Source organism: Dehalococcoidales bacterium (genome assembly GCA_041652735.1).
Lineage (GTDB): Bacteria > Chloroflexota > Dehalococcoidia > Dehalococcoidales > RBG-16-60-22 > RBG-13-51-18.
The window spans coordinates 1-25,071 of the sequence record JBAZGT010000005.1 but is presented as its reverse complement, the minus strand read 5'-3'; the positions used below and the strand labels follow the sequence as shown (position 1 = coordinate 25,071).

The 25,071-nt window shown below is 58.0% G+C and carries 22 protein-coding genes and 1 riboswitch; of the genes, 17 read left to right on the top strand and 5 right to left on the bottom strand.

Going from position 1 to position 25,071, the window contains the following annotated elements; all coding sequences use genetic code 11:
* Window positions 1-79 precede the first annotated feature (79 nt).
* The 4 genes from WC370_03040 (at window position 80) to WC370_03025 (ending at window position 5,678) form a co-directional block, all read left to right on the top strand.
* Complete coding sequence (locus WC370_03040) at window positions 80-2,449, top strand: putative Ig domain-containing protein (GenBank protein ID MFA5308446.1); 2,370 nt, start codon at window positions 80-82, stop codon at window positions 2,447-2,449.
* A 23-nt stretch (window positions 2,450-2,472) separates the two neighbouring features.
* Window positions 2,473-4,305, top strand: a complete 1,833-nt coding sequence (locus tag WC370_03035; GenBank protein ID MFA5308445.1) for an adenylate/guanylate cyclase domain-containing protein — start codon at window positions 2,473-2,475, stop codon at window positions 4,303-4,305.
* A 204-nt stretch (window positions 4,306-4,509) separates the two neighbouring features.
* Complete coding sequence (locus tag WC370_03030; GenBank protein ID MFA5308444.1) at window positions 4,510-4,815, top strand: GYD domain-containing protein; 306 nt, start codon at window positions 4,510-4,512, stop codon at window positions 4,813-4,815.
* A gap of 107 nt (window positions 4,816-4,922) precedes the next feature.
* Window positions 4,923-5,678, top strand: coding sequence for an RNA methyltransferase (locus tag WC370_03025; protein ID MFA5308443.1), 756 nt, complete (start codon window positions 4,923-4,925; stop codon window positions 5,676-5,678).
* 4 nt (window positions 5,679-5,682) lie between these two features.
* Here WC370_03025 and WC370_03020 read toward each other — a convergent pair whose 3' ends face one another.
* Entirely contained in the window at window positions 5,683-6,192 is a 510-nt protein-coding gene (locus WC370_03020; protein ID MFA5308442.1) for a DinB family protein, read from the bottom strand.
* 363 nt (window positions 6,193-6,555) lie between these two features.
* Between WC370_03020 and WC370_03015 the strand changes: the two genes are divergently transcribed.
* The 7 genes from WC370_03015 to WC370_02985 all read left to right on the top strand — a co-directional run bounded on the left by WC370_03015 (window position 6,556) and on the right by WC370_02985 (window position 14,914).
* A complete protein-coding gene (locus tag WC370_03015; protein ID MFA5308441.1) occupies window positions 6,556-7,167 on the top strand; it encodes a phosphatase PAP2 family protein in 612 nt (203 codons plus the stop codon).
* 37 nt (window positions 7,168-7,204) lie between these two features.
* Complete coding sequence (locus WC370_03010; protein MFA5308440.1) at window positions 7,205-8,401, top strand: MalY/PatB family protein; 1,197 nt, start codon at window positions 7,205-7,207, stop codon at window positions 8,399-8,401.
* A gap of 368 nt (window positions 8,402-8,769) precedes the next feature.
* A complete protein-coding gene (locus WC370_03005) occupies window positions 8,770-10,005 on the top strand; it encodes an ammonium transporter (GenBank protein MFA5308439.1) in 1,236 nt (411 codons plus the stop codon).
* Window positions 10,002-10,340: a P-II family nitrogen regulator gene (locus WC370_03000; GenBank protein ID MFA5308438.1), complete on the top strand. Its 339-nt coding sequence runs from the start codon at window positions 10,002-10,004 to the stop codon at window positions 10,338-10,340. Before WC370_03005 ends, WC370_03000 begins: the two co-directional genes overlap by 4 nt.
* Before the next feature lie 97 nt (window positions 10,341-10,437).
* Window positions 10,438-11,781, top strand: a complete 1,344-nt coding sequence (locus tag WC370_02995) for a glutamine synthetase family protein (protein MFA5308437.1) — start codon at window positions 10,438-10,440, stop codon at window positions 11,779-11,781.
* A gap of 18 nt (window positions 11,782-11,799) precedes the next feature.
* Complete coding sequence (locus tag WC370_02990) at window positions 11,800-13,557, top strand: NAD+ synthase (protein ID MFA5308436.1); 1,758 nt, start codon at window positions 11,800-11,802, stop codon at window positions 13,555-13,557.
* A gap of 358 nt (window positions 13,558-13,915) precedes the next feature.
* On the top strand, window positions 13,916-14,914 hold the full coding sequence (locus WC370_02985) for an NrpR regulatory domain-containing protein (protein MFA5308435.1): 999 nt from the start codon (window positions 13,916-13,918) through the stop codon (window positions 14,912-14,914).
* Between the two features lie 315 nt (window positions 14,915-15,229).
* Here the strand turns inward: WC370_02985 and WC370_02980 are convergent, their stop codons facing one another.
* The gene (locus WC370_02980) at window positions 15,230-16,288 is read right to left on the bottom strand and encodes an AIR synthase family protein (GenBank protein MFA5308434.1); all 1,059 of its coding nucleotides are present in this window, start codon (window positions 16,286-16,288) and stop codon (window positions 15,230-15,232) included.
* Between the two features lie 50 nt (window positions 16,289-16,338).
* Window positions 16,339-16,453, bottom strand: a riboswitch (TPP riboswitch).
* 39 nt (window positions 16,454-16,492) lie between these two features.
* Entirely contained in the window at window positions 16,493-16,921 is a 429-nt protein-coding gene (locus tag WC370_02975; protein ID MFA5308433.1) for an Rrf2 family transcriptional regulator, read from the bottom strand.
* A gap of 161 nt (window positions 16,922-17,082) precedes the next feature.
* Between WC370_02975 and ilvD the strand changes: the two genes are divergently transcribed.
* Complete coding sequence (gene ilvD / locus WC370_02970; GenBank protein MFA5308432.1) at window positions 17,083-18,765, top strand: dihydroxy-acid dehydratase; 1,683 nt, start codon at window positions 17,083-17,085, stop codon at window positions 18,763-18,765.
* Between the two features lie 318 nt (window positions 18,766-19,083).
* On the opposite strand, the gene WC370_02965 is transcribed toward ilvD, so the two are convergent.
* Window positions 19,084-19,935: an MBL fold metallo-hydrolase gene (locus tag WC370_02965; protein MFA5308431.1), complete on the bottom strand. Its 852-nt coding sequence runs from the start codon at window positions 19,933-19,935 to the stop codon at window positions 19,084-19,086.
* Between the two features lie 175 nt (window positions 19,936-20,110).
* Between WC370_02965 and WC370_02960 the strand changes: the two genes are divergently transcribed.
* From WC370_02960 to WC370_02950, 3 genes are all read left to right on the top strand, one after another.
* Window positions 20,111-20,671 (top strand): hypothetical protein, encoded by a 561-nt coding sequence (locus tag WC370_02960; protein MFA5308430.1) that lies wholly within the window; start codon window positions 20,111-20,113, stop codon window positions 20,669-20,671.
* Window positions 20,672-20,683: 12 nt separating this feature from the next.
* On the top strand, window positions 20,684-21,121 hold the full coding sequence (locus WC370_02955; protein MFA5308429.1) for a hypothetical protein: 438 nt from the start codon (window positions 20,684-20,686) through the stop codon (window positions 21,119-21,121).
* A 112-nt stretch (window positions 21,122-21,233) separates the two neighbouring features.
* The gene (locus WC370_02950) at window positions 21,234-22,046 is read left to right on the top strand and encodes an SDR family NAD(P)-dependent oxidoreductase (GenBank protein ID MFA5308428.1); all 813 of its coding nucleotides are present in this window, start codon (window positions 21,234-21,236) and stop codon (window positions 22,044-22,046) included.
* 123 nt (window positions 22,047-22,169) lie between these two features.
* Here the strand turns inward: WC370_02950 and WC370_02945 are convergent, their stop codons facing one another.
* Window positions 22,170-22,514, bottom strand: coding sequence for a nuclear transport factor 2 family protein (locus WC370_02945; GenBank protein ID MFA5308427.1), 345 nt, complete (start codon window positions 22,512-22,514; stop codon window positions 22,170-22,172).
* A 504-nt stretch (window positions 22,515-23,018) separates the two neighbouring features.
* Between WC370_02945 and WC370_02940 the strand changes: the two genes are divergently transcribed.
* Both WC370_02940 and WC370_02935 read left to right on the top strand, forming a co-directional pair.
* Complete coding sequence (locus WC370_02940; protein MFA5308426.1) at window positions 23,019-23,987, top strand: ABC transporter permease; 969 nt, start codon at window positions 23,019-23,021, stop codon at window positions 23,985-23,987.
* Between the two features lie 10 nt (window positions 23,988-23,997).
* The gene (locus WC370_02935; GenBank protein ID MFA5308425.1) at window positions 23,998-24,912 is read left to right on the top strand and encodes an ABC transporter permease; all 915 of its coding nucleotides are present in this window, start codon (window positions 23,998-24,000) and stop codon (window positions 24,910-24,912) included.
* The last annotated feature ends 159 nt before the right edge of the window (window positions 24,913-25,071 follow it).

Here is a 25,071-nt window from a genome sequence, read left to right as displayed (position 1 = left end):
CGTTGCAACGCCCGCCATTCCGCCGCCGGACCATAATCCGGACTTTTAGCCGGTTCAGGCTGCGCAACAGGAGAAATATATGAAACTAAGCCGCTGGTTCCCCGGGAAAAAAGTCTTGACTACGCTGCTCATCGTTTTGCTGGTGGGCATCATCGCCTTCGGGGGGTGTACGAAAAGCGAGTCTTCGCCGACGCCGTCGGCGACCACCCCCGCGCCGTCAATAACGACGCCCGCGCCATCGGGGACACCTACGCCCACCCCCACGGCCACCACTCCTCCAGCCACCACACCGCCGGCGACCACCCCGCCCGAGCCCGCCACGCCGCAAACGGTGCTTTCCCTGACCGGCGGCGATGTCTTTGTCCAGCGGGCCGGCACCACCACGTGGGTAAGGGTTGAGGCAAGCACTACCCTGGAACCCGGCGACACGCTGAAATCCGGGCCGGACTCCAGCGCCGAGATTACCTTCTTCGAAGGCAGCACTATCGAGCTCGAAGCGGGCACCGAGATTGCTTTTGACAGCATAAGCCTCTCCGCCACCGGCTCCACCACCATCCATATGACGCAGTTTATCGGCACCACGGTGAGCCGGGTCAATAAACTGACCGACTCCGCCTCCACCTACGAGATAGAAACCCAGTCCGCCGTAGCCGCCGTGCGCGGCAGCACCATGACGGTCACCGTGATGAGTGACGGCACCACCATCGTCGGCAACCAGCACGGCGATATCCGGGTCTACGCCCAGGGTAAAGAGGTAATCATTCCGGAAGGCTATCAAGTTACCATCGTCCCCGGACAGGAACCCGGCCAGCCGGAGCCTATAGAAACGCCGCCCACCACCACCCCGCCCGCGCCGGTATATAAAGCCAGCGTGACCACCGGGGTAAACCCCGACCGCGCGCAGGCGGCCATGGGCGAGACAATCACCTATACCTACTTCATCACCAATACCGGGGATCTGGTCCTGGCTAACGTCCGGGTGACGGATAACATCGCCGACACGCCAGTCTACGCGGGAGGTGACGCCAACGCCAACTCTCTTTTGGACCCGGGCGAAACCTGGACTTTCACCGCCGCCCATGTAGTCGGCGAGGGTGACGCAACACCGCTGGTCAACAGCGCTACCTTTTCCGCGAATATTCCTTCCTATGAATTCAGCATCATCAGCACGGACCACGCCCAGGTGGTTATACTTTCCGGTCTTTACGTGATAATCACCACCCCGGCGGACGGGGCCGCCGTCTCCACCAGGACGATTAATATACAGGGCCTGATCGGTAACACCGCTGTCAGCGGCAACATCAGCATCAACGGGGAGACCCACGCCATAGCCTTTAACGGCGGTGGTTTCAACCTGAATGAAAATATCTCCAACGGCGTGAACGTTATCATCGTTTCCGCTACCGACGGCCAGGATATAGCCAGCGATACCATCACCGTCAACGCCGATATTCCCATTTACGGCATCTGGGTGGAATTGACCTGGGATACCGACAATACGGACCTGGACTCTCATTTCCTCCGCCCCGGCGCGGAATGGCAAAGTACCGGCGATTGCTACTTCGGTAATCCCAACCCGGACTGGGGAGCCGAGGGTGTTACCACGGATAACCCGTCCCTGGACACGGATGTAACCTCCGGCTACGGCCCGGAGAACATCACCCTGCTCCAGCCCTCTTATGAAGGCATCTACTATTTCGATGTCTATTATTTCAGCGGGGATGTCCCCACCAACGCCACGGTGAAAATCTGGATAAACGGGGTCAAGGTATGGGAAGGCACCCACCTGCTGGAAAATGAAGATGATACCTGGAACGCCGCCATGATAGAATGGCCTTCCGGCAACGCCTCCGGTTTCGAGCCTGACATCGCCATCGTCAAGACGCCATCCGCCGCCGTCGCCTACGTTGGCGATAACATCACCTATACCTACCTGGTCACCAATACCGGCACCAACCTTTTGAACGAAATCACCGTGACGGACAACGTCACCGGCGCGGCCGTTTACCATAGCGGCGACCTGGACAGCGACGGCATCCTGGACTTTAACGAAACCTGGGAGTTCACCTCCGTCCATACCGCCACGGAGGGGGACATCGGCACTTTGAGCAACTCCGCCCAGGCCAGCGGCAACATCATGTACGGCGAGGGGCACGCCACCGCCACGGATGTAGCCAGCGTGGTCGTGATGGCCATCAGCCTGGGCGAATACAGTCAGCCCAACGTTGGGGACCCATATTCACTGACATTAACGGCTTTGGGCGGCACCGGTCCGTATACCTGGCAAATAAGCAGCGGTGAACTTCCCAGCGGCCTTGAACTGGTAGACAATATCATCTCAGGTACGCCAGACCTGGAAGGGCCGTACACATTTACTATAGAGGTGACGGACAGCCTGGGCCACTCCGTAACGCTGGAACTTACCTTTACGGTAACCCATTACTCTTAGCCTGAACAGGAAGTCGGCGCTTAATGTCAGCCAAAACTGGAACCAGTAAAAAAACGGTCAACCGGCGGCAGAGCAAATGGCGCTCTCATATAGCGGCGCTCCTGGCCGTCGGCCTGGTCTTTATCCTTTTTACCACCTTCGTGCAGCCGTTTGCCAGCGTACAGCTGTGGCTGACGGACCAGCTCTTTACCGCTGAAGCTCCCTCCCCCAATATCGTGGTCATCGGCATAGATGACGCCACTTTGCAGACCTACGGCAAGTGGTCGGACTGGTCCCGGGACCTGCACGCCCAGGCCATAAATAATCTGAGCGCCGCCGGGGCCAAGGTAATCGGGTACGATGTCCTTTTCGTGGATGCCTCGGCCCATGACACACAGCTGGCCGCCGCCATCGCCAACGCCGGCAACGTCGTGCTGCCGGTGGTCGGCTCCAGGGCCGTGCCGCTTATCGACAGCACCATCACCTACGATTATTTCCTGGCGCCGGTGCCGGCTTTCTGGAATGTCATCGCGGCTACCGGCCACGCCAATATCATCCCGGACCGGGACGGCAAGGTGCGGCGCCTGCCGCTGATAGCCCGGGACGAGTCCGGAAACGTTTTCCCCTCCTTCAGCCTGGCCATGCTGCATACCCTGTTCAATATGCCTTTCCCGGAGGAGTACGTACGGGAGAACGGCGCTTTGCACCTGCTGGCGCGCGATGTGCCGGTGGATGAAAAATACCAGCTCCGCATCAACTTTTCCGCCGAGGGCGAGGACCGCCCCTACCTTTCCTACGGCGACGTTATCAGCGGCAGCTTCGACCCGCAGGTGGTCAATAACAAGATCGTGGTCATCGGCATGACCGCCACCGGGGACGTGGACGCCTGGGGAATACCCACCTCCGCCGTTAAAGTCCCCGGCGTTTACATCCACGCCGCCACCATGGACACCATCCTGCGCAGCCTGTTCCTGACCGAGGCCGGTAATTTGACCACGCTCTGGATTATGCTCCTGCTGCTGGTCATCACCGCGCTGGCGCTGCCCTTCATCAAGCTAAAGTGGGGCGGGCTTTTGACCGCGGGGCTGTTTATCGGCTACCTGGTCATCAGCTTTTTCGCCTTCGACCGCGGCCATATACTCAACCTGCTTTATCCGCCGATAATGCTGATTTTCGTGTACATCACCAGCATTATCGCCATGATTATCTACGCGCAGTCGGACAAGCGCTTCGTCAAAGATTTGTTCGGCAGGTACGTCTCGCCGCAGGTGGCCGACCAGATTCTCAACCTGGCGGACAGCGGCACTTTGCAGCTGGGCGGCGAGCGCCGGCAAACGACCATTCTCTTCGCTGATATCCGCGGCTTCACCAAGATGAGCGAGCAGATGTCCCCGGAAGAAATCGTGCACATGCTGAATACCTATCTCTCCGTGATGATAGATAAAGTGCTGGCCAACAGCGGCATGGTCAACAAGTTCGCCGGGGACAATATCATGGCGGTATGGAACGCCCCCCAGGCCCAGGCGGAACACGCGCGGCTGGCGGCCAAGGCGGCCTGGGAAGCCCAGCAGGCTATCAGCGAGATGCAGGCCAAAGACGCTTCCCTGCCGCGGGTGCAGTTCGGCATCGGCATCAATACCGGGGACGTGCTGGCCGGCAACGTGGGCTCATCGGGCCGCACCGAATACACGGTAATCGGCGACGCCGTCAACCTGGCCTCCCGCATTTGCTCCGCCACCCCCGGCACCGAGGTATGGCTCGGCCCGGAGACCTACCGCCAGATTAAAGACCATATCGAGGCCACGCCGCTGGAGCCGCAGGCTTTCAAGGGCAAGGCGGAGAGCGTGGTGGTCTATCATCTCACCGGCTGGAAATAGCCGGGCGGCGGACGCCTGCCGGTTTTCCACTATTTTCTAAAAGCAATACGGCCTCTCCGCTGACCGCGGGGGGGAATCCGGGGCGGTGAGGCAAAAATCCCCCCAAAATATTCAAAATACGCGTTATTGACAGCTAATCATCGTTGTTGTAAGATAGTCTCATCTATACGCCGCGGCGTAAGCGGGGTATAAAGGGAGAATGAAATGCCGTATTACATGATGCTTACCAAGCTAACGGATTCCGGAAGAAAGACCCTGATGCGCAATCCCGGCCGACTCTGGGAAGTCAACAAAGAGGTCGAGGACATGGGCGCCAGGATAATCACCCAGTACGCGCTGCTGGGCGAATACGACTTCGTCAATATCCTGGAAGCGCCGAACAACACCGTGGTCGCCAGGGTGGCCTCTTCACTGGGCTCCCGCGGCACCATGCAGCCGCTGACCACCGCGGCCATCACCATCGAGGACCTGATCAAAGAGCTCCAGATGGCCAAAGCCATAGACGAATAGGCGCGGTCCGCCGGATAATAACGTCATAAAACCACACCCGCGGAACATGTTTTCAGACTGACTCCCGGGTGTGGTATTGTTTATAGCGGGGGACGGTTTATCAAGCCATGGCAACGCCGCTGAAATCCCTGAAATGGTACCGCGGTCTGGCCGATAGAAAAGGCCGGCTGGAGGCGGGCGCGTTCCCGGTGGAGGGGGACAAAGCCATCCGCCAGGTAATGGCCGCGCAGCCGGACGCTATCCTGGAAATAGTGTCCGTGGATGAGGCCCCGCCCCATTTCCGCCCCTACCCGCAAGGCCGGGTCAGCGCCGCCCAGTTCCGCTATATCAGCTCGGCGCAGACGCCGCAGGGCATCATGGCTATCGTCCGCCAGCCGGCGGATGTTTATACGGATGCCCTTCCCCAAAATCCCGGCCGCCGCATCCTGCTGCTGGAGGATATCCAGGACCCCGGCAACGCCGGCACTTTAATCCGCACCGCCGCCGCCCTGGACTATGACGGCGTGATTCTTACCGAAAGCTCCGCCGACCCCCTCTCCCCCAAGTGCGTGCAGGCCTCCGCCGGAACGGTGCTTTCCGTCTGGCTGCGGCGCACGGCGCAATACCGGGAAATGGCGCAAACGCTAAAGAAGCAGGGCTATAGCCTGGCCGCCGCCGACCTTAAAGGCGATACCGCGCCGGACGTCCTGCCGGGCCGGGAAAAGCTGGTGCTGGCGCTGGGCAACGAGGCCGCCGGGCTTTCCCCGGAGCTGCTGGCCGCCGCCGATTGCCGCGTGCGCATACCGGTGGCGCCGGAAAAGGCGGAGAGCCTCAACGTGGCCGCCTGCGGGGCAATATTGATGTATTTAAGCGCCGGAAAGTAAGCCCTTACTTGTCCATGCCGCGCTGTAAACCGCGCAGGTAAGAGACCTCCCCCAGGTGCTGGGACGCGTGGCTGATGACCAGGGAAAGAATCATGGCGGCGGGCATCTCGCCCCAGGGCATTTTCATCACCTTATCCAGGTCGGCTGCTTTCATCTTGCTGACATAGGCCAGCGTGGCCTTGCGGACGGCGGCCTGGTAAGCCAGGATTTTAGCCAGCTTGGGCACCTTGAAAGCGTTGACCTGGTCCACGGTGTAGTGAGCGCCGGCTTCCTTTAAGTCCAGCCCGAGCTTGGTGTACCACTGGCCGCTCTCGTAAAGCTCCGCGCCGCCCTTCAGCGTCTTCTGGATAAAGGAGTCCTCTGACTTGGCGATGTGGAAAAGAATCAAGCCGATGGAGTTACAGCCGCAGGCCGGCTGCCACTCGATTTCTTTCTGCGTCAGGCCGTCGGTGGCCCTTTTCAGCCCCATGCCCATCCCTTCAATCTGCATGCGTAAAAACTCTTTAAGATCCATTTGTCCCTCCTGTTTTTTACCGGTTACGGCGGTCTTTCCCTAGATTATAGTTATTTGCCGATATATCGTCAAACGGCATCCGGTTAAATTTTGGTTGTTATTTAAGGTGCATACCCCCTGTCCCCCTTTCAAACTCAGGTAGTTTTTCATGCCGTCTCATAATTGTTTGAAAGGGGGAGAGTTTTCGAGAGGGGGCAAAGCCCCCTCTCCTTATTACTCCCCTTTCCAGCCAGAAAAGATTCCGGAAAGCAATTAATGTGCCCGGCTGGAAAGGGGTTGGGGGATAGGTATGCACAGCTACCAAATACAGACGGAATCAACACTTTAGTCGCCGCCCCGCCGATATGTTAATATTATTAATTGATGCAAATATCAAGTCGCCGCATATTCTGGCTGGTAATTATCCTGGCGTTATTGGCGGTATATTTCGTCATCAACCGCTTCGTCAGCGGCGGGCGGGCGCTGGCGCTGCCTGTCGATAAGCATATTCCTTTATTTCCGCCGGCTATTATACCCTACCTGGCGGGCAGTGTGCTGTTCGTCGCGTTTCCGGTATGGGCGTCACTCTATGCCCCCAGGGGCAGGTACGAGGCGTATCTTATCTCTTTCTTGACCGCCACCATCGTCAGCTACATTATTTACCTGGCCTTGCCGACGTACGTGATAAGGCCGGAGGTGGAGTCCGGAGATTTTTTGTCCCGGGCGGTGGCGCTGCTGTACCGGCATGACTTTCCCCAAAACGCCGCCCCCAGCGGGCACACTTTCTATACCACCATCTCCTTTTTTTATTTCAGGCTGTGGCAGCCGCGGTACTGGGGAATCGCCCTCATCATTGCTATAATGATTATAGCTTCCACGCTGCTGACCAAACAGCATTACGTGCTGGATGTCATCGCCGGGCTGGCCCTGGGAATTATCTCTTACGGGCTCGGGCGCTACGCGCAAAAAAGGTGGAGCCTGGAGTTCGCTTCCTGACCGCCGGGACTAAAGCCGGCAAGAAACGAGGGTTAATATGAAATACGATTTCGATAAGGTTCATTCCCGGCAAAACACGGACTGCGCCAAGTGGGACGCGGTGAAAACGCTCTTCGGCAGCGATGACGTGATTCCCATGTGGGTGGCGGACATGGACTTTCCCGCCGCCCGGTCTATCGTCGAGGCGCTGCAAAAGCGCGCCGCCCACGAGTTTTACGGCTATACCATGGCCGGCCCCCGCCTGATGGAAGCTATCGTAGACCGGGTGCAGCGGAAGTTCAACTGGCGCATCGACCCGGACTGGATTGTGCTGACCCCCGGCGTTATCCCCGCCATCCACGCCGCCGTCAAAGCCCTCACCCACCCCGGCGATGAAATCGTCCTCCAGGAGCCGGTTTACTATCCCTTTTTCGGGGCGGTGAAAGGCAACGGCTGCCAGATAGCCACCAACCAATTGAAGTTTATCAACGGGCAATATGAAATGGACTTCGACGACCTGGAACGAAAATTCGCCGGCGGCCAGGGCATGCGCCACACGGCCAGTCGCGCCAGGGCGGTGGTTTTATGTAATCCCCATAACCCCATCGGGCGGCTGTGGGGCAAAGAGGACTTAATCAGGCTGGGGGAAATCGTCACCGGGCACGGGGCCACCGTCATCTCCGACGAGATTCACTGCGAGCTGCTGTTCAAGGGCTACACGCATACGCCATTCGCCTCCCTGTCCAAAGAGTTCGCGCAGAACAGCATCGTCTGCATGGCGCCCAGCAAGACCTTCAACCTGGCCGGCCTGGGCGCGTCTTCCATCATCATCCCCAATAAAAAGCTGCGCACCGCCTTCAGCGAGGCCGCTTCCGGCATGGCGCACAGCCCCAACCTCTTCGGCCTGACGGCCATGGAAGCCGCCTACCGCCACGGGGACGAGTGGCTGGCGCAGCTATTGGACTACCTCCAGGCCAACCTGGATTTCACCCTGGCCTACTTCAAGGATAAAATCCCCAAAATCGTCCCCGTAAAGCCGCAGGGCACCTACCTGCTCTGGCTGGACTGCCGCGCCCTGGGGCTGGACGACGCTTCCCTGGACAGGTTCATGAAAGAGCAGGCCAGAGTGGGACTGGACGACGGCGTCATGTTCGGGGCGGGGGGTTCGGGCTTCCAGCGCATGAATATCGCCTGCCCGCGCGCCATTTTAACCGAGGCGCTGGGCCGTATTGAGAAAGCCGCCAATGCGTTATAGGGGGGTAGTTTCAACCACTCCACGCCACCCCTGGATTCCAGCCGGAGTTTACACTGAACGAAGTGAATGTGCTGGAATGACAACTTTTATGCGACGCATTGAGAAAGCGGCGAAAGCGCTTTAGGGGGTATTTTTCAACAGCCGGCCATAATCCCTTTTCCCACTGATAGCCGGTAACTAAAGACTAATAACTCACCCTTTTTCCCCTTATGTAATATGTTCGTAACATAGCGCCGTTAATATATACGAGAATGGTAAAATCATCTCAAATGACCTTGCCGTAACCTGAATGTAACATACTTGTAATTCGGAGGTAACATTTCCCGGCTAAACTGTTAGCATCAAGATAGTCGGGAGGTAAAGAAATAATGCCCATCAACAGCGGCGACACTGCCTGGCTTTTAATGTCCTCGGCGCTGGTCATGCTGATGACACCCGGCCTGGCCCTGTTCTACGGCGGTATGGTGCGCCGTAAAAACGTTCTCTCCACCATAATGATGAGCTTTGTCTGCCTGGGGCTGGTGACTTTGCTCTGGGTACTTTACGGCTACAGCCTGGCTTTCGGCACCGACCATGCCGGCATCATCGGGGGGTTCAACTTCCTCGGCCTGAATAACGTCGGGCAGGAGCCCTCGACCCTGTATGCCACCACCGTCCCGCACCTGGCCTTCATGATATTCCAGGCCATGTTCGCCATCATCACGGTCGCCCTGTTCACCGGGTCGGTCGTGGAAAGAATTAAATTCAGCTCGCTGCTGGTTTTCGGCACGCTGTGGCTGACCATCATCTACCTGCCCACCGCCCACTGGGTATGGGGCAGCGGCGGCTGGCTGGCCAAACTCGGCGTGCTGGACTTCGCCGGAGGCACGGTGGTGCACATCAACGCCGGTGTTTCCGCTCTGGCCCTGGTGCTGCTGCTGGGACGGCGGCGCGGTTTCCCGCAGGACCCCATGGAGCCCAACAACATACCCATGGTGGTGCTGGGGGCGGGGCTGTTATGGTTCGGGTGGTTCGGCTTTAACGCCGGCAGCGCCCTGACGTCCGGAGGGCTGGCTTCCAGCGCCTTCGTGACCACCAATATCGCCGCCGCGGCGGCCGCCTTTGTCTGGATGATTATCAGCTGGATACATAAGCGCCCCACGGTGCTGGGCACAGTTACCGGCGCTGTAGTGGGGCTGGTGGCGATAACCCCCGCCGCCGGCTTCGTGACACCCATCGCGGGCATCGCTATCGGGGGGATTGCCGCGGTCATCTCCTATTACGGCATGGTCTTCCTCAAGATAAAGCGCGGCATGGACGATTCGCTGGACGTTTTCGCCTGCCACGGGCTGGGCGGCATCTGGGGGGCTTTAGCCACCGGGCTGTTCGCCACCGCCTCGGTCAACTCCGCGGGGGCGGACGGGCTGTTCCTGGGCAACGCCATGCAGTTCGTCAAACAGCTGGTGGGGGTGGTAACGGTCGGCGGCTATGCGTTCGTCGGCACTCTGGTCCTGGGCAAAATCGTGGACAAGGTGATGGGGCTGCGCGTCAATCAATCCGAGGAAACGGTCGGCCTGGACATCTCACAACACGGTGAAAGAGCTTACGGAGGCTTTCTGAAATGAAAAAAATAGAAGCGATTATCCGTGAAGAAAAACTGGATGCGGTGAAAAAAGCCCTGGAAAAGAACAGCTACTTCGGCATGACCGTCTCCGAGGTCAGCGGCCGCGGCAAGCAGAAAGGGATTCCTTTACAGTGGCGCGTGGGCGAGTACCGCGTGGACCTGCTGCCCAAGCTCAAGATAGAGCTGGTGGTGCTGGACGAGGATGTATCGGTGGCGATAGACGCCATCGTCCGGGCGGCCCGCACCGGGGAGACCGGGGACGGCAAGATATTCGTCCTGCCGGTGGAAACGGTGGTGCGCGTGCGCACCGGGGACCGGAACGAGGCAGCCATATAATCATCCATCTGCCGCCCGGTAAATAATAGAAACCACGTCACCGCTGGTGACAAAACAGCAAATAAAGTCTAAAATAACAGTATAAGAGGAGGCATTAATGGCAAAAAGAAGTAAAGAAGAGGCTACGGCATACATCCTGAAGATGGCCAAGGAACACGATGTCAAGTTTATCTGGCTGTGGTTTACGGATATTCTCGGCATTCTCAAGAGCTTCGCCATCACCGTAGAAGAGCTGGAAGGCGCGATGGAAGAAGGCATGGGTTTCGACGGCTCTTCCATTGAAGGATTCGCCCGCATCGACGAGAGCGACATGGTCGCCATGCCCGACGCCGATACCTGGCAGCTGCTGCCCTGGAACCCGCCGGAGCACCGCGCCACCGCCCGCATGTTCTGCGATGTTTTGAAGCCGGGCGGCGAGCCCTTTGAAGGCGACCCCCGCTTCGTGCTGAAGAAGAACCTGAAGAAAGCCGCCGACCTGGGCTACACCTTCTATGTAGGGCCGGAGCTGGAATACTTTTATTTCAAGAACGGCAACGGCACCGAGTTTCTCGACCAGGGCGGCTATTTCGACCTTACCACCCATGACGCCGCCATCGAGCTGCGGCGGGATACCGTTATCCAGCTGGAAAAAATGGGCATCGGCGTGGAGTACTCCCACCATGAGGTAGCCGATAGCCAGCACGAAATAGATATGCGCTACACGGACGCTCTCACCATGGCGGACAGCGTCATGACCTACCGCCTGGTGGTCAAAGAGGTAGCCCTGAAAAACGGCGTTTACGCCACCTTCATGCCCAAGCCGGTATTCGGCATCAACGGCAGCGGCATGCACGTCCACCAGTCCCTGTTCAGGGGCGAACGCAATTCATTCTTCGATACCAAGGACTCCTATCACCTTTCCAAAGAAGCGCGGAGCTACATCGCCGGGCTGCTCAAGTACGGCCCGGAAATCACCGCCCTCTGCAACCAGTGGGTCAACTCCTACAAGCGGCTGGTGCCGGGCTATGAAGCCCCCGTCTATCTATCCTGGGCGCGCCGCAACCGGTCGGACCTGGTGCGCGTGCCGGAATACCGCCCCGGCCGTGAAAAAGCCACCCGCATCGAGTTCAGGTCGCCGGACCCGGCCTGCAACCCCTATCTGTGCTTCAGCGTGATGCTGGCCGCCGGCCTGGACGGCATCAAGAACAACATGACCCCGCCGGCGCCTATCGAGGAAAACGTGTACGAGATGAGCGCGGAAGAGCGCAAAGAACGCAACATCGGCATGCTGCCCGGCAGCCTGGCGGAAGCCATCCAGCTTACGGAAAACAGCACGCTGGTGCGCGAAGCCCTGGGCGAGCACGTCTTCAAATCTTTCATCGAGAACAAGAAGAAAGAGTGGGACGAATACCGCACCCAGGTTACCGAATACGAGCTTAAGAAATACATGCCCATAATGTAACTGGAGGCTATAATACAGATGACCAGCTGGCCCGGCACAAGACGCCTTCGCCTCGGCATGGCGCAGATAAACGCCACGGTGGGGGATTTTGCCGGCAACCAGCGGAAAATCATCAAGACAATAGAGGAAGCTAAATCTTCGGGCGTGGATGTCCTGACCTTCCCGGAACTCGCCGTCTGTGGCTACCCGCCCGAAGACCTCCTCTTCAAGCCCCAGTTCATCGCGGAAAACCTCCGCGCCCTGGAAAAGGTTATCGAAGCCTCCGGCGGCATCACCCTGGTGGTCGGCTTCGTGGATGCCAACCAGGATATCTATAACGCCGCCGCCATCATCCATGACGGCAAGCATATCGGCACCTACCACAAGATGTTCCTGCCCAACTACGGCGTCTTCGATGAAAACCGCTACTTCCGCGCCGGCAACGAGACCCCGGTCTATAATATCGCCGGCATCAACATCGGCATCAATATCTGCGAGGACATCTGGTACGAGTCCGGCCCGGCCACCGCGCAGGCCTACTCCGGCGCCGAGGTGATTCTCAATATCAGCGCCTCGCCTTACCACTTCGGCAAAAGCGGCTTCCGGGAACGCATGATTGCCACCCGCGCCGCGGACAACGTGGCTATTTTCGCTTTCAATAACCTGGTCGGCGGCCAGGACGAGCTGGTCTTCGACGGCAACAGCCTCATCCTGGACGAAAAGGGCCACTTGATCGCCCGCGGCAAACAGTTTAAAGAGGACCTTATCCTGGCCGACCTCGATATCGAAAACGTGTTCCGCACCCGCCTCCACGACCCCCGCTGGCGGCAGGGCTATCTGCACCGCCAGGAGCAGGGCTGGCAGCCGGATGAAATTATCCAGGTCTGCGCCGCGCCCCTGAGCGCGGTAAAGCCCCCCTTATCCCCCCGCACCGTGGAGACTACCGACCTTCCCGCGGAGATATACGAGGCGCTGGTGCTCGGCACGCATGATTACATCCACAAAAACGGCTTCAAGAAGGTGTGCATCGGCCTTTCCGGCGGCGTGGACTCCAGCCTGGTGGCCGCCATCGCCGCGGACGCCCTGGACAAGTCCAACGTCATCGGCGTGGCCATGCCCTCCCGCTTTTCCTCCGCCGGCTCTCTTTCAGACGCCGCCCTGCTGGCTAAAAACCTGGGCATCAAGCTGCTCACCATCCCCATCGAGGATGTGTTCAAGGCTTTCCTGGGCACCCTGGCCGAGCCGTTCAAGGGGACGGAGCCCGGCATCGCGGAAGAGAATTTGCAGGCGCGCATCCGCGGCGACCTTCTGATGGGGCTTTCCAACAAGTTCGGCTGGCTGGTGCTGACCACCGGCAACAAGAGTGAAATGGCCACCGGCTACTCCACGCTTTACGGGGACATGGCGGGGGGATTCGCCGTAATCAAGGACGTGCCCAAGACGATGGTCTACCAGCTCGTCACGCACCGCAACAAGCAGGCTGGTTTTGATATTATCCCGGATACGGTTATCAATAAACCCCCCTCAGCCGAGCTGCGGCCGGAGCAGAAAGATACGGACTCCCTGCCGCCCTATGACGTCCTCGACCCCATCCTGACCGCTTACGTGGAGGAAGACAAGAGCATCGAGCAGATTGTGACCGACGGCGCCGCGGAAAAAGCCGTCCGCCTTACCGCCCGCCTGGTTGACACCAGCGAATACAAGCGCCGCCAGGCCCCGCCCGGCGTGAAAATCACCCCCCGCGCTTTCGGCCGGGACCGCCGCCTCCCCATCACCAACCGCTTCAGGAAAGACTAAGCCAATCCGTCATTCCCTCTCACCCTTTCCTTCTGAACCGCTCATCCTGAGTGAGCGACTTTGTCGCCATCCCGCACCGATTCGTACCTCATCCGGTGTCCCGCATGACCATAGGGAATCGGGACTTGTCGAAGGAGAGCCTGCAGAACGCACAGGCGGGAATCCGGCGGGGGAAAAAGCGGTGAGATTGGGATAATCCCTCTCTAACTCTCCCTTTTTCAAAGGGAGAGGATAACCGTGCAAACCATGAATCCTGGCTTAAAGCTGGTCTTTCCCCCTTTCTCCAAACTTTTTACTGTTTACTGTCAACTGTTTACTGATAAGTGGTATAATAACCAAAAAGTAACCTGGAGCAGCTATGGACCAGCCTGTAGGCGCAGACGCGGAAAACAAACTAATCGCCATCCTCAAAGTTTTAAGCGAGTCCTCCGACCCGCTGGGTTCGATAACTATCGCCCGCCGCCTGGCCAAGGAAGGCGTTTTCCTCAGCGAGCGCGGTGTCAGGTATCATTTGAAAATCGCCGATGAGCGCGGCTTCACCGAGCCCGGCGGGCGGGACGGCCGTACCCTTACGCCGTTGGGCCGCCAGGAGGTCAAGGACGCCCTCATTCCGCAGCAATTGGGGCTGGTGCGCGATAAGCTGGAGCTGATGGCTTTCCTCACCACCTTCGACCCCGTTAGCCGCACCGGCCAGCTGGCTATCAACACCTCCATCATCGCCAAAGACAAGTTCAAGCACGCTCTGGCGGCCATGAAGGACGTTTTCAAGGCCGGCATCTGCGCCAGCGAGCTGGTGGCCACGGCGGAAGAGGGGGAGAAGCTGGGCGCGGTGGTGGTGCCGGAAGGCAAGGTGGGGTTGGCCACCGTGTGCAGCGCGTCCATCAACGGCGTGCTTCTTAAAGCCGGCGTCCCCTCCGAGTTCAGGTTCGGCGGGGTGCTGGAAATCAAGGCGGAGAAACCCCGGCGCTTTGTGGCGCTGACGGAATACGCCGGCACCTCCATGGACCCATCGGAGCAGTTTATCCAGGCCAAAATGACCAGCGTGGTACAGGCGGCGCGCACCGGCAGCGGTAAAATACTGGGCGCTTTCCGCACCATCCCCGCCCCCGCCCGGGACTTGGTTTTGGAAAAAGAAGAGCAGATGAAAAAGGCGGGGCTGCGGGGCATTTACGCCCTGGGCAATACCAGCGAGCCCCTCTGCCAGATAGCCGTGGCCCCCAACCGCATCGGCGTGATACAGATAGGCGGCCTTAACCCGGTGGCCGCCGCCGTGGAGGCCGGCGTGTTAATTGAAAACATCGCGGAAAGCGGTGTAATAGACTTTTCCCAGCTCCGCCCCTTCAAGGAACTGCTTTAAGCCGCCGCCCCTTTTCCCCCCGCCAACTGTCATTCTGAACGCAGTGAATAATCCGCCCCGATTTTTTCTATCATCGGCGCGCCTGTTATTTTAAACGAAGCGCAACAATCACTCTGATTTGTCATTCTGGCGCAGCCGTGCCCCGTATGGCAATCGGGGGCCGGAGTCCATCAGAGAATACTGAATTATTCCTAATTCCGGTATTGGATTCCAGCCTTCGCTGGAATGACACCTATGTCGTTACTAAAAAAGGGGGAAAGGTCTTTCTCCCTTCCCCCAACTGTCCACTGTCAACTGTAAACTGTCTATTGTAAACTACCCCTTGTACTTCTCCCCCGCCCCGTAAAACGCCCGCCAGAACGGGTCCACGATGGGGTGTTCCAGCTTCTTTTCCCGGCCCTTTTCCACCAGCACCATGCCCTTTTCCGGCGCGGTCAGCTCCCCTACCACGGACGCCTTGATGCTCTTTCTTTCCAGCGCCTTGACGATTTCGTCCGCTTTGGGCGCCTTGCAGGCGATAATGAGCGACCCCTCGCTGATGGAGGCGTAAGGGTCGATGCCGAACATCTCACACACCTCGGTGACGCCTTCTTCCACCACTATTTTTTCTTTTTCCACCCTCGCCCCCAGGCCGGAGGCCTGCGCCACCTCGTAAAGGCCGCCCCACACCCCGCATTCGGTGGCGTCGTGCATGGCGGTGACGCCTTTGTCCCGCACGCCCACGCTCACCGCCGTCAAAGCGTCCTCCACCACGGACATCTTATAAAAAATGCTCTCCGCTTTTTTGGCCAGCGCGGCGCCGTATTCCTTTTCTATAGCCTTGGGGTACATGGCGGCGAAGATGCCGGTAGCTTCGATGGCCGGCCCCTTGGTGATAATGATTTTATCCCCGGCCCGGCAGAATTTAGGCGTGACGTATTCGTCCATCTCCCCCACGCCCACCAGCGTGGCCCCGCCCACCATGGGGTAATGGCAGTTCTCGTAGCGGGCGGTGTGCCCGGTCACCACCGCGATGCCCATTTTCTCGCACTCCCGGTGGATTACCTCCCAGGTGGTCTCCAGCTGCTGTTTGGTCATGTCCATCGGCAGGTTAAGGTCGATGCTCAATAGCTTCGGCTTGAGCCCGCTGGTAGCGGAGTCCGACGCTATAATATGGATGGCGAACCAGGCCGCCCTTTCCCAGCCGTACTCCGGCACGATAAAAACGGGGTCGGTGGTGAAAGACACCGCCTTCCCCCCGATTTCCACGATGCCCACGTCCACGCCGTGCTGCGGCCCCACCAGGATATGTTCGCTCTTCGCCCCCAGCCGCGGGAAAATAAGCTCGCTGAAAATGGCCGGGGATATTTTGCCGATTTCCGGCATGTCCGTCATGATGGTCCCTCCTTAAAATAATAAACCGGAAGCTAAAAGGGAGCCTGCTTCCGGTCTCGTGTTCACTTCCCTACGCTCGCATTACCGAGTTCAGGTTCAAAGGGTCTGCCCCCCCCGATTGTATCGGGGGGAACTCTCAGCCTTCCAGCTCCCCTAGTGGCAATATTCAGTTTTTTATATTTTAGCCTATGGCGTCTTCCGGTTTCAAGCCGGCTGTTTGTCTTTCTTCTGCTGCCGGGCCGCCAGGTCGGCCAGAGTGGTGTTTTCCAGGACTTTATCCATGGCCGTCTTGACCTCGCTCCAGACATCGCGGGTGACGCATTTGCCGGAGCGGTCGCACACCTCCGGGTGGTCGACGCATTCCACCGGCGCCAGCGAGCCTTCCAGCAGCCGCGTCACGTCTATCATCTTTATATCGGCGGGCTTTTTCACCAGGGCGATGCCGCCCTTCGGCCCCTTGACGCTGCGGATGATGCCGCCGGATATCAGCGGCGTGACCAGGTGCTCCAGGTAGGACAGCGAGATATTCTGTTTCCCGGCGACGTCTTTAAGGGAAACGAGCCCCCCCTCCCGGTGTAAAGCCAGCTCCAAAAGCGCCCGCGTGCCGTAGCGCGTCCTGGTGGAAAGTTTCATAGTTTACCTCTGCCGGCGCTATTGCCGACCATTTGACTCAACTATTTGAAAGATAGCACGCCCGGACGGATAGTGTCAATATACGGCTTTTGCTTGCCCCCGCCCCCCTGACTTGCTAGAATGGGTTTACAAAATAAAAATCTGGTCCAGGGAGGCATAACATGACAACCCCACCCCGTTTCAACATGAGGAAATATGGTCACCACGCCATCTTCAAAGCCATCGGCTTTACCGCCAAGGAGCTGACCCTGCCCCGCATCGCCGTGATCAACTCCTGGAGCGAGCAATCGCCCGGGCACGTGCACCTGCGGGCGGTGGCGGACGGGGTTAAAGCCGGCATCCGCATGGCCGGCGGCATGCCCTTTGAGATAGATGTCCCCGGCCTCTGCTCCGTCCCTCACAAGCTGGAAAGCGATATGCTTTACGACCTCCCCCAGCGCGAGGCCGTGCTGGCCGGCGCCGAGTCCTCCCTGTATATCAGCTGGTGCGACGGCTGGGTGGGCATCGGCACCTGTGACAAGATAATCCCCGGCCTTATCCTGGCCGCGCTGCGCCTGAACCGGCCCTTCATCTTCATCGGCGGGGGGCAGATGATGCCGTCGGACTACGAAGGGAAGCGGCTGGGCTTCGTCCGGGGCCAGACCATCGTGCAAAAGAAAGCGGCGGATAAGTCCGCCGCCGATATCGAGGCCATCATGCAGGAAGTTACCTCCTGCTGCGCCACCGGCGCCGGCGCCTGCAACGAGATGACCACCGGCAACACCATGGCCGTCCTGACCGAGGGGATGGGCATCGCCCTGCCGGGCACCGCCACCTCCCCCGGCGTCTCCGCCGAGAAAATCTGGCAGGCCAAGGAGACCGGCGAAAAAATCGTCGAGCTGGTCAAGAGCAACATCCGCCCGCGGGATATCATCACCAAGAGCTCGCTGCGCAACGCCATCGCCGTGGACATGGCCACCTGCGGCGGCACCAACTCCGTGGCGCATATCCAGGCCTACGCCCACGAGGCGCAAATCCCCCTCACCCTGGACGACTGGGATGAGGTCTCCCGCAAGGTCCCCGCCCTGAGCGATGTGGCCCCTTCCGGCCCCTATGTGCTCTATGATTATCATAAAATCGGCGGCACGCCCATGGTGATGAAGCGCATCGAGCAATTCCTGGACACGTCCTGCATGACCGTCACCGGCAAAACGGTGGGGGAAAACCTGGAGGACGTTACCTGCGAGGATACGGAGGTAATCAAGTCCCTGGACAACCCCGTCTGGCCGGAGGGCGCTATCGCCGTGCTGAAGGGCAACCTGGCCCCGCGCGGCGCCGTCGTCCGCCACACCGTGGTCACCAACAAGGACCTGCTCAAGCGGGTCTATACCGCCAGGGTGTTCGACTCCCTTGAAGACGCGGCCGCGGGCACGCAGGCGGGCAAGGTAGGCCCCGGCGACGCTTTAGTGGTGCGCTACCAGGGGCCGCGGGGCGGCCCGGCCTTTACCGAATGCCTGGGGGCGCTTTCCGGCCTCAAGGCGAAAAATATCCAGGACGTTATCATCATCTCGGACGGGCGTTTTTCCGGCTTTACCCAGGGCTATTTGTCCATCGGCCACGTCTGCCCGGAAGCGCAGGTGGGCGGCCCGCTGGCGCTGGTGAAAGACGGCGACCGCATCAACCTGGATATCCCGGCGCGCAAGCTGGAGCTGGAGGTATCCGAAGCGGAGCTGAAGCAGCGCAAAGCGCAGTGGAAAGCGCCGTCACAGTCCCATGTTACCGGCCTGCTGACTATCTACGCTAAGCTCGCCCTCCAGGCCGACCAGGGGGCAGGCTGGCCCGCCCGCATGGCGGACTATGAGTAAAGTTCCGTTGTCATTCTCCCGATTCCATCGGGAGAATCCAGGGGTTGGGAAAAGGGGATGTCATTGCAGGCATATATGCCCATTATGAGGGAGCGCAGCGACCATGCCTGCACGCCAAAAAGTGCGTTACGGCACGCAGTCGTGAGAATCCGTACCTGAAAACCCCCTTAATCCCCTTCCGATTCACTGCGTTCATACGGAATCTGCGACTTTACGAAAGGGGGAAAGATAGGGCTCAAGCAAAGACTCGGGAGGTATACACAACCATCCTCTCCCTTTCGTAAAGGGAGAGTTAGTGAGGGATTTCGTTCTTACCCCCTACTCGTCCCGCCAGTTCCAGTCGCGGTTGCCCTTGAATACGGCGGAGTTCATCTCGTTGCTCAGGAAAAGCAGGTTGGCGTCCGGGTAGCGCATGGCCATGGCGTAAAAGAAATCGCCGGTGGTCTTCGTTTGCGCCAGCTCTTCTTCGGTGGCGATGAGGTAATCCCTGGTAAAGCCGAACGACGAGCTATCGAAGGGCATCCCCGGCTTCTGGTGGCCGGGAATCACTACTTCCGCCCCCATTTTTTCCAGTCGCCCTATGTCCCTCACCCACTGCTTGCGCTCGTCGGCGGTAATCTCACAGGTAAAGGGGTGCGCCTGGTTGAAAAGCACGTCGCTGCCGTAGAGGGTCTTGATGGAGGGAATCCAGACCACCGTGTTGTACCGCAGGTCGCCCATGATTTCCGGCAGTATCTCGATACGCTGCCCCTCCAGCTCGAAGTAGTTATGGGCCAGCGGCTCGATATTGACCGCCTTGGTGGGGACGTTGGTCGGCCCGATGATGTTGCGCCAGTGGTCTATTTTGCCGAACATCTGCTTGTTGATGGTATTGGCCACCGCCGGCAGGGCCACCACTTTAGCTTGAGGGAACGCCTCCGCGATTGGCCCCAACCCGAAGTAGTGGTCCGGGTGGGCGTGGGTGATATAAATCGTTTTCAGGTTCTTGCCGGTTTCCAGTATCTCCGCCGCCACGCGGTGGCCGTTGGAAAGGCTCCACTGCGTATCTATCAGGGCGGCGTCCTTCTTGCCCATGACTATTACCGAAGCTACGGCGAAACCGCTCTCGTCGCTGAAAAAGACTTTGGTGCTGAGCTGGTCCGGTCCGTATTTATTGACTCTGATTTCCATGATAAGCCCTCCAGAATGCGTTTGCTTAAGTTTACCAATGGATGCCCTTTTTTGCAATCCGGCCCCGCCGCGTCAAAAGCGGCAATACAGGCAAAGCCACCCCTCCCCGGAAAATCTTTGCGGGAATAGTCGTAATAAGAGTAAAATCATACCAATAACTGGAAGGAGCCGTAAAATGTCAGGAAACAAATATGATAAGTACATCCTCTCCGGCCCCCGCCCCTGGAACCCGCCCGGCACCGGCGCCGTGGTCGCCTACTTCGATGATACCGTCAATGACAACGCCTATTTCCAGAGCCACCAGTATTACGTCCACTGGGTGCCCAAAGTGCCCGAGGGACTCCCCGGCGTCAGCTCCTGGGAGCAAATGGGGCACGGCCCCCACAAGCACAAGTACCCGGAAGTGGTGATGCACCTGGGAACCGACCCGGATAACCCGCTGGACCTGGGCGGCGAGGTGGAGTTCTGCCTGGGGCCGGAGATGGAAAAGCACATTATCACCACGTCCGACGCGGTCTATCTCCCCGCGGACTTTATTCACGGGCCGTGGATAATCCGCAGCGTTACCCGGCCTTTCCTCATGGTCACCGTCGAGCAGTGCCCCGCCCACACGGAACAGTCCTACCAGGAGCTGGTTTCCGATGCAGAGCGCGATAACCTGCTTTTCATCGACCAGAATTATAAGAGCCCGGAAAGAGTATTAAAGCTCGCCAAGAAAATGAAGCGCGAGTGGTAAAAAAGGAGAAATATGGCTAAAAACAAGTATGATAAAAACTTTTCCGCGGAGGTAGTCAAGGAGGTGGAGGGCAAGTCCGGGGCTTTCGTGACCAGCACGCGCCACCTGGCGGACAAGTTCGGCGGAGGGCACCTTTCCATCGACTGTATTTACGTTAACGCCCCCCACCAGATGATTTCCCAGCCCCACAAGCACGAGTTCCCGCAGTACCTCAACTTTTACTCCGCCAACCCCAAGGACCCGCGTGACTTTGATGCGGTGATTGAGATGACGGTGGGAGAGACCGCGGAAAAAGGGGAAGTCCATATCATAGATAAGCCGACCTCCGTATACGTGGCCGCCGGGCTTTACCACGGGCCGCTGATTTTCAAAACGGTCAACAAGCCGGTGCTTTTTATAGATATAGCGGTAACGGGCAAATACTCCCGGGTAGGCAATACGCCGGACTAGTAAAGAAGTTCACAGTCTACAGTCTGTAGTTTTCAGTTGGGGGAAAAGGGGTGGAGACAACTAATAACTGTTAACTGTCAACTGTTTACTATCAAAAAAAAGGAGGCTTAACATGCTGCTTAAAGATAAGGTGGCCATCATTACCGGGGGCGCTAAAGGGATGGGGCGGGGCATGGCGGAAAAGTTCGCGGAGGAAGGCTGCGCCGTCGCCATCGCGGATATCGCCATTAAAGAAGCGGAAGAGGCCGCCGCCGCTATCAATAAAAAGAAGGGCGGTAAAGCCCTGGCCATTAAGTGCGATGTCACCAGCGGCAAAGAGGTAGCCGCTACGGTGGCGCAGGTCGCCAGGGAATTTAAAAAAATAGATATTCTCATCAATAACGCCGGGGCCATCGCCAGGCACATTCCCATCGAGGACATGGAAGAGGAAACGTGGGACCGGGTGATGGCGCTCAACCTGAAAAGCCATTTCCTGTTCTGCAAGTACGTGGTGCCCTACATGAAAAAGTCCCGGTACGGCAAAATTATCGGGCTTTCTTCCATCGGCGCCGTGCAGCCGCCGGCGCATGAAATCAACTACAACACCGCCAAGGGGGCGGTCATCAGCTTTACCACCGACCTCGCCAACGCGCTGGCGCCCTTTAACATTAACGTCAACTGCATCCTGCCCGGGCCTATCAGGACCAATTTTTACGATTCCACCATCGGCGCGATGCCCAAAGAACAGCAGGAAATGGTCTACACGATGATGGGCAGGAAAACGCCCCTCCAGCGCATCGGCACGCCGGAGGACATCGCCGGGGCGGCTTTATTCCTGGCTTCCGAGCTTTCCTCCTATATCACCGGCCAGGCGCTTTACGTGGCGGGCGGGCTGCCGCTTTTGCCGCCGGCCCCCCTGCCCCGGGAGGAAATAAAGGGCAAATAGTTATTAGTTGGGGAAAAGGAGAGGGGGTGAAATCCCCTCTCTTTCTTTTTACATAATTGACAGCGCGCCTGTGCCTTCACGTACAGCCGCCGTACATACGCTTGAGTATTAGCTTCGGGGATTTTACCGGGTGGCTACGGACTGCATCATGATTTTCCCGTCCCTGATATGAAAGCTGTCCGTGCCGAAGCTGACCTGCGGCGGCGCCGACCATATCAGCAAAACGTATTCGCCGCTGACCTCCTGCTTGATAACCTTCATATTGCCCAGCACCTCCGGCGTTAATGTCGCCAGGACCGCCCGGTAGGCTTGTTTAATGCTTTCCGTTCCCCTGAACGCGCCGTTGGCGGTCAGGAAGACCGAATCACCGGTATAGTCCTCCACAATCCCGCGGAGGTCGCGGGCCAGCAAAGCCTGCTCGTGATGTTTCAGTACCTGCTCCGCCGTTTTATTAGCTGCCGCTGCCATTTTTATCCTCCCGGCTGATGATTTTCTTACAACGCTCCCGTGTCCGTTCTTTGCGCTATTTTAGGAACAGACCCGGCTAATTGTCAACCGTGAATAATATCAAAAGCCCATATGCCGCGCCGCCGGCTGATTCTCCCCAAATTAATATATTATACTCCGGAGATAATTTACCTTATTCACTGTTAAAAACGTCAATTTCGTGCCTGATTTACTACTAGCAGAAAAAAATTGACATCCTCAATAAATCATGCTAAACTCTCCGCAAAACTCATACTTGACTCACTCGGAGGTCCATCTTAAACAATAACTAAACCTGAAAAGGCGCGGTGCTTACACCGACTTGTTACTCCCGGAACATGCAGTTTAATTATAATTATCCTGAGGTACAGGTGTACATAACCCGGATTTTATAATACTTGCGGTGGTAACTGACAGCCAGGCGTTTTGGTATCCGAATATCGTATTCGTACAAACGTTATTGACAATACCTAAGGGAGAGCAAGCATGACGACTTATATTATTCGCCGCATATTCATCGGTATCATTATTCTCCTCATCGTCACCATGATGGTTTTCCTCCTTGTCCGTTTGCTCCCCGGCGACCCCCTGATGGTTTACATGGGCAATTTCAACATGGGCGGCTCCCAGAACCGCATGGGGCCTGAAGAACATGACAGGCTGATGCACGAATACGGGCTTGACCGGCCTATTTACGTTCAATATGTTGATTGGCTGGGCGATATTCTCCATGGGGACCTGGGTAAATCCATCGGGGTGAAGCAGGATATCGGCCTGCTTATCAAAGATGCCCTTCCCCGCACGATGTATATAGGTATCATTCTCTTTTTTATCGGCACTTTCGGGGGTATAGCTGTCGGCATTTATTGCGCCATCAGGAGGGGTACGTGGATAGATAATACCCTCACCACCATTTCCAACATAGGGATGACGGTGCCCACTTTCTGGCTCGGCATCCTCATGATATGGCTTTTTGGCTATAAGCTGGGCTGGCTGCCTATCTTCGGGTGGGTCAGTCCGCTCGATAACTTCTGGGACAGCACCAGGCACCTGATAATGCCCATCGCGGCCGTGGCGGTGGGCAGCATCGCCGGCATGGCGCGTCTGGTGCGCTCCTGCATGCTCGAGGTCATGAGGACGGACTACGTGCGCACCGCCTGGGCCAAAGGCCTGGGCGAGCGGGTGATTTTAATCAGGCATCAAATCAAGAACGCCATGATTCCGGTGATAACCGCCCTGGGCGGCACGCTGGCCGCGATCATGGGCGGCTCCGTGTTTATCGAGACGGTGTTCAGCATTCCCGGCATGGGACGGCTGATGACCACGGCTATTTTCGACTATGACTACCAGATTGTCCAGGCAGGGGCACTTATCTTCGGCGCGATCACTATTTTTTCCAATTTGGTTGTGGATATTGCCTGGGGTTGGCTGGACCCCAGGATAAGATTATCTTGAGGAGATAAAGATGGCGGATAAAACAGTAGTCAACTCCCCGGCCCTTGATGCGGGCGGAGGAGATACGCTGCCCCCTCGCCACAGCGAGTGGCACAGAATGTCCCGGGTGTTTTTCGGCCGCAAACTCTACCTGATAGGGTTCATTATCGTGGTAATCATCATCATCACCGCCATATTTGCCCCGCTATTGGCCCCTTACGACCCTATCAAGAACGATTTACCGCACAAACTGGAAGGCCCTTCCGCCTCACACCTGCTGGGCACCGACCAGAACGGCCGGGACATCCTCAGCCGCATTATCTACGGGACCAGGATATCACTGCTGATCGGCTTTTCCGCGGTCTTTGCCTCAGCCTTCATCGGCATGTTGATGGGACTGACGGCGGCCTACTTCGGCGGCTGGGTTTTCGCGGTTATCATGAGGATAACGGACGCGTTAATGGCCTTGCCGAGTATTATTCTGGTGCTGCTTATCGCCGGTCTGGTAGGCGGCGGCACACTGGTCGTCATCTTTGCGCTCGGCTTCGGCGGCATCGCCGGTATGTGCCGTATGATGTGCGGCCAGGCGCTGAGCGTCAAACAGAACGACTATGTCCTGGCCGGGCAGGCTTTAGGCATGAGCAACTGGCGTATCATGATGAGCCAGATTTTCCCCAACGCCTTCCCTCCCCTGATGGTCGGGCTGACGATGGGTATCGGCGGCGTGGTGCTGGGTGAAGCCGGCTTGAGCTTCCTCGGCATCGGCGTGCCGGCGCCCGCGCCTTCCTGGGGCGGCATGGTCATGGACGGCCAGCGCTTCCTGCTGAATAACCCGCTGCTTTCCCTGGCACCCGGCGTAGCCATCATGTTACTCGTGTTCGGTTTCAACATGGTCGGCGATGGTATCAGGGACGCCGTAGATCCGAAACTAAGAGGCGTGATATAAGCGTTACGCGCCATTAAATTTTAGGATGGTAATATGGCAAGCGTATTGGATGTAGAAAACCTGAAGACCTACTTTAAGACGGAATACGGCCTGGTCAAAGCCACGGACGGCGTGTCATTCCATATAGACCAGAGTGAAATAGTGGGGCTGGTGGGGGAA

Bases quoted from the DNA above. Each gene is read 5' to 3' on its own strand.
- WC370_03040 (MFA5308446.1), top strand. From the start codon at position 80: ATGAAACTAAGCCGCTGGTTCCCCGGGAAAAAAGTCTTGACTACGCTG.
- WC370_03035 (MFA5308445.1), top strand. From the start codon at position 2,473: ATGTCAGCCAAAACTGGAACCAGTAAAAAAACGGTCAACCGGCGGCAG.
- WC370_03030 (MFA5308444.1), top strand. From the start codon at position 4,510: ATGCCGTATTACATGATGCTTACCAAGCTAACGGATTCCGGAAGAAAG.
- WC370_03025 (MFA5308443.1), top strand. From the start codon at position 4,923: ATGGCAACGCCGCTGAAATCCCTGAAATGGTACCGCGGTCTGGCCGAT.
- WC370_03020 (MFA5308442.1), bottom strand. From the start codon at position 6,192: ATGGATCTTAAAGAGTTTTTACGCATGCAGATTGAAGGGATGGGCATG.
- WC370_03015 (MFA5308441.1), top strand. From the start codon at position 6,556: ATGCAAATATCAAGTCGCCGCATATTCTGGCTGGTAATTATCCTGGCG.
- WC370_03010 (MFA5308440.1), top strand. From the start codon at position 7,205: ATGAAATACGATTTCGATAAGGTTCATTCCCGGCAAAACACGGACTGC.
- WC370_03005 (MFA5308439.1), top strand. From the start codon at position 8,770: ATGCCCATCAACAGCGGCGACACTGCCTGGCTTTTAATGTCCTCGGCG.
- WC370_03000 (MFA5308438.1), top strand. From the start codon at position 10,002: ATGAAAAAAATAGAAGCGATTATCCGTGAAGAAAAACTGGATGCGGTG.
- WC370_02995 (MFA5308437.1), top strand. From the start codon at position 10,438: ATGGCAAAAAGAAGTAAAGAAGAGGCTACGGCATACATCCTGAAGATG.
- WC370_02990 (MFA5308436.1), top strand. From the start codon at position 11,800: ATGACCAGCTGGCCCGGCACAAGACGCCTTCGCCTCGGCATGGCGCAG.
- WC370_02985 (MFA5308435.1), top strand. From the start codon at position 13,916: ATGGACCAGCCTGTAGGCGCAGACGCGGAAAACAAACTAATCGCCATC.
- WC370_02980 (MFA5308434.1), bottom strand. From the start codon at position 16,288: ATGACGGACATGCCGGAAATCGGCAAAATATCCCCGGCCATTTTCAGC.
- WC370_02975 (MFA5308433.1), bottom strand. From the start codon at position 16,921: ATGAAACTTTCCACCAGGACGCGCTACGGCACGCGGGCGCTTTTGGAG.
- ilvD (MFA5308432.1), top strand. From the start codon at position 17,083: ATGACAACCCCACCCCGTTTCAACATGAGGAAATATGGTCACCACGCC.
- WC370_02965 (MFA5308431.1), bottom strand. From the start codon at position 19,935: ATGGAAATCAGAGTCAATAAATACGGACCGGACCAGCTCAGCACCAAA.
- WC370_02960 (MFA5308430.1), top strand. From the start codon at position 20,111: ATGTCAGGAAACAAATATGATAAGTACATCCTCTCCGGCCCCCGCCCC.
- WC370_02955 (MFA5308429.1), top strand. From the start codon at position 20,684: ATGGCTAAAAACAAGTATGATAAAAACTTTTCCGCGGAGGTAGTCAAG.
- WC370_02950 (MFA5308428.1), top strand. From the start codon at position 21,234: ATGCTGCTTAAAGATAAGGTGGCCATCATTACCGGGGGCGCTAAAGGG.
- WC370_02945 (MFA5308427.1), bottom strand. From the start codon at position 22,514: ATGGCAGCGGCAGCTAATAAAACGGCGGAGCAGGTACTGAAACATCAC.
- WC370_02940 (MFA5308426.1), top strand. From the start codon at position 23,019: ATGACGACTTATATTATTCGCCGCATATTCATCGGTATCATTATTCTC.
- WC370_02935 (MFA5308425.1), top strand. From the start codon at position 23,998: ATGGCGGATAAAACAGTAGTCAACTCCCCGGCCCTTGATGCGGGCGGA.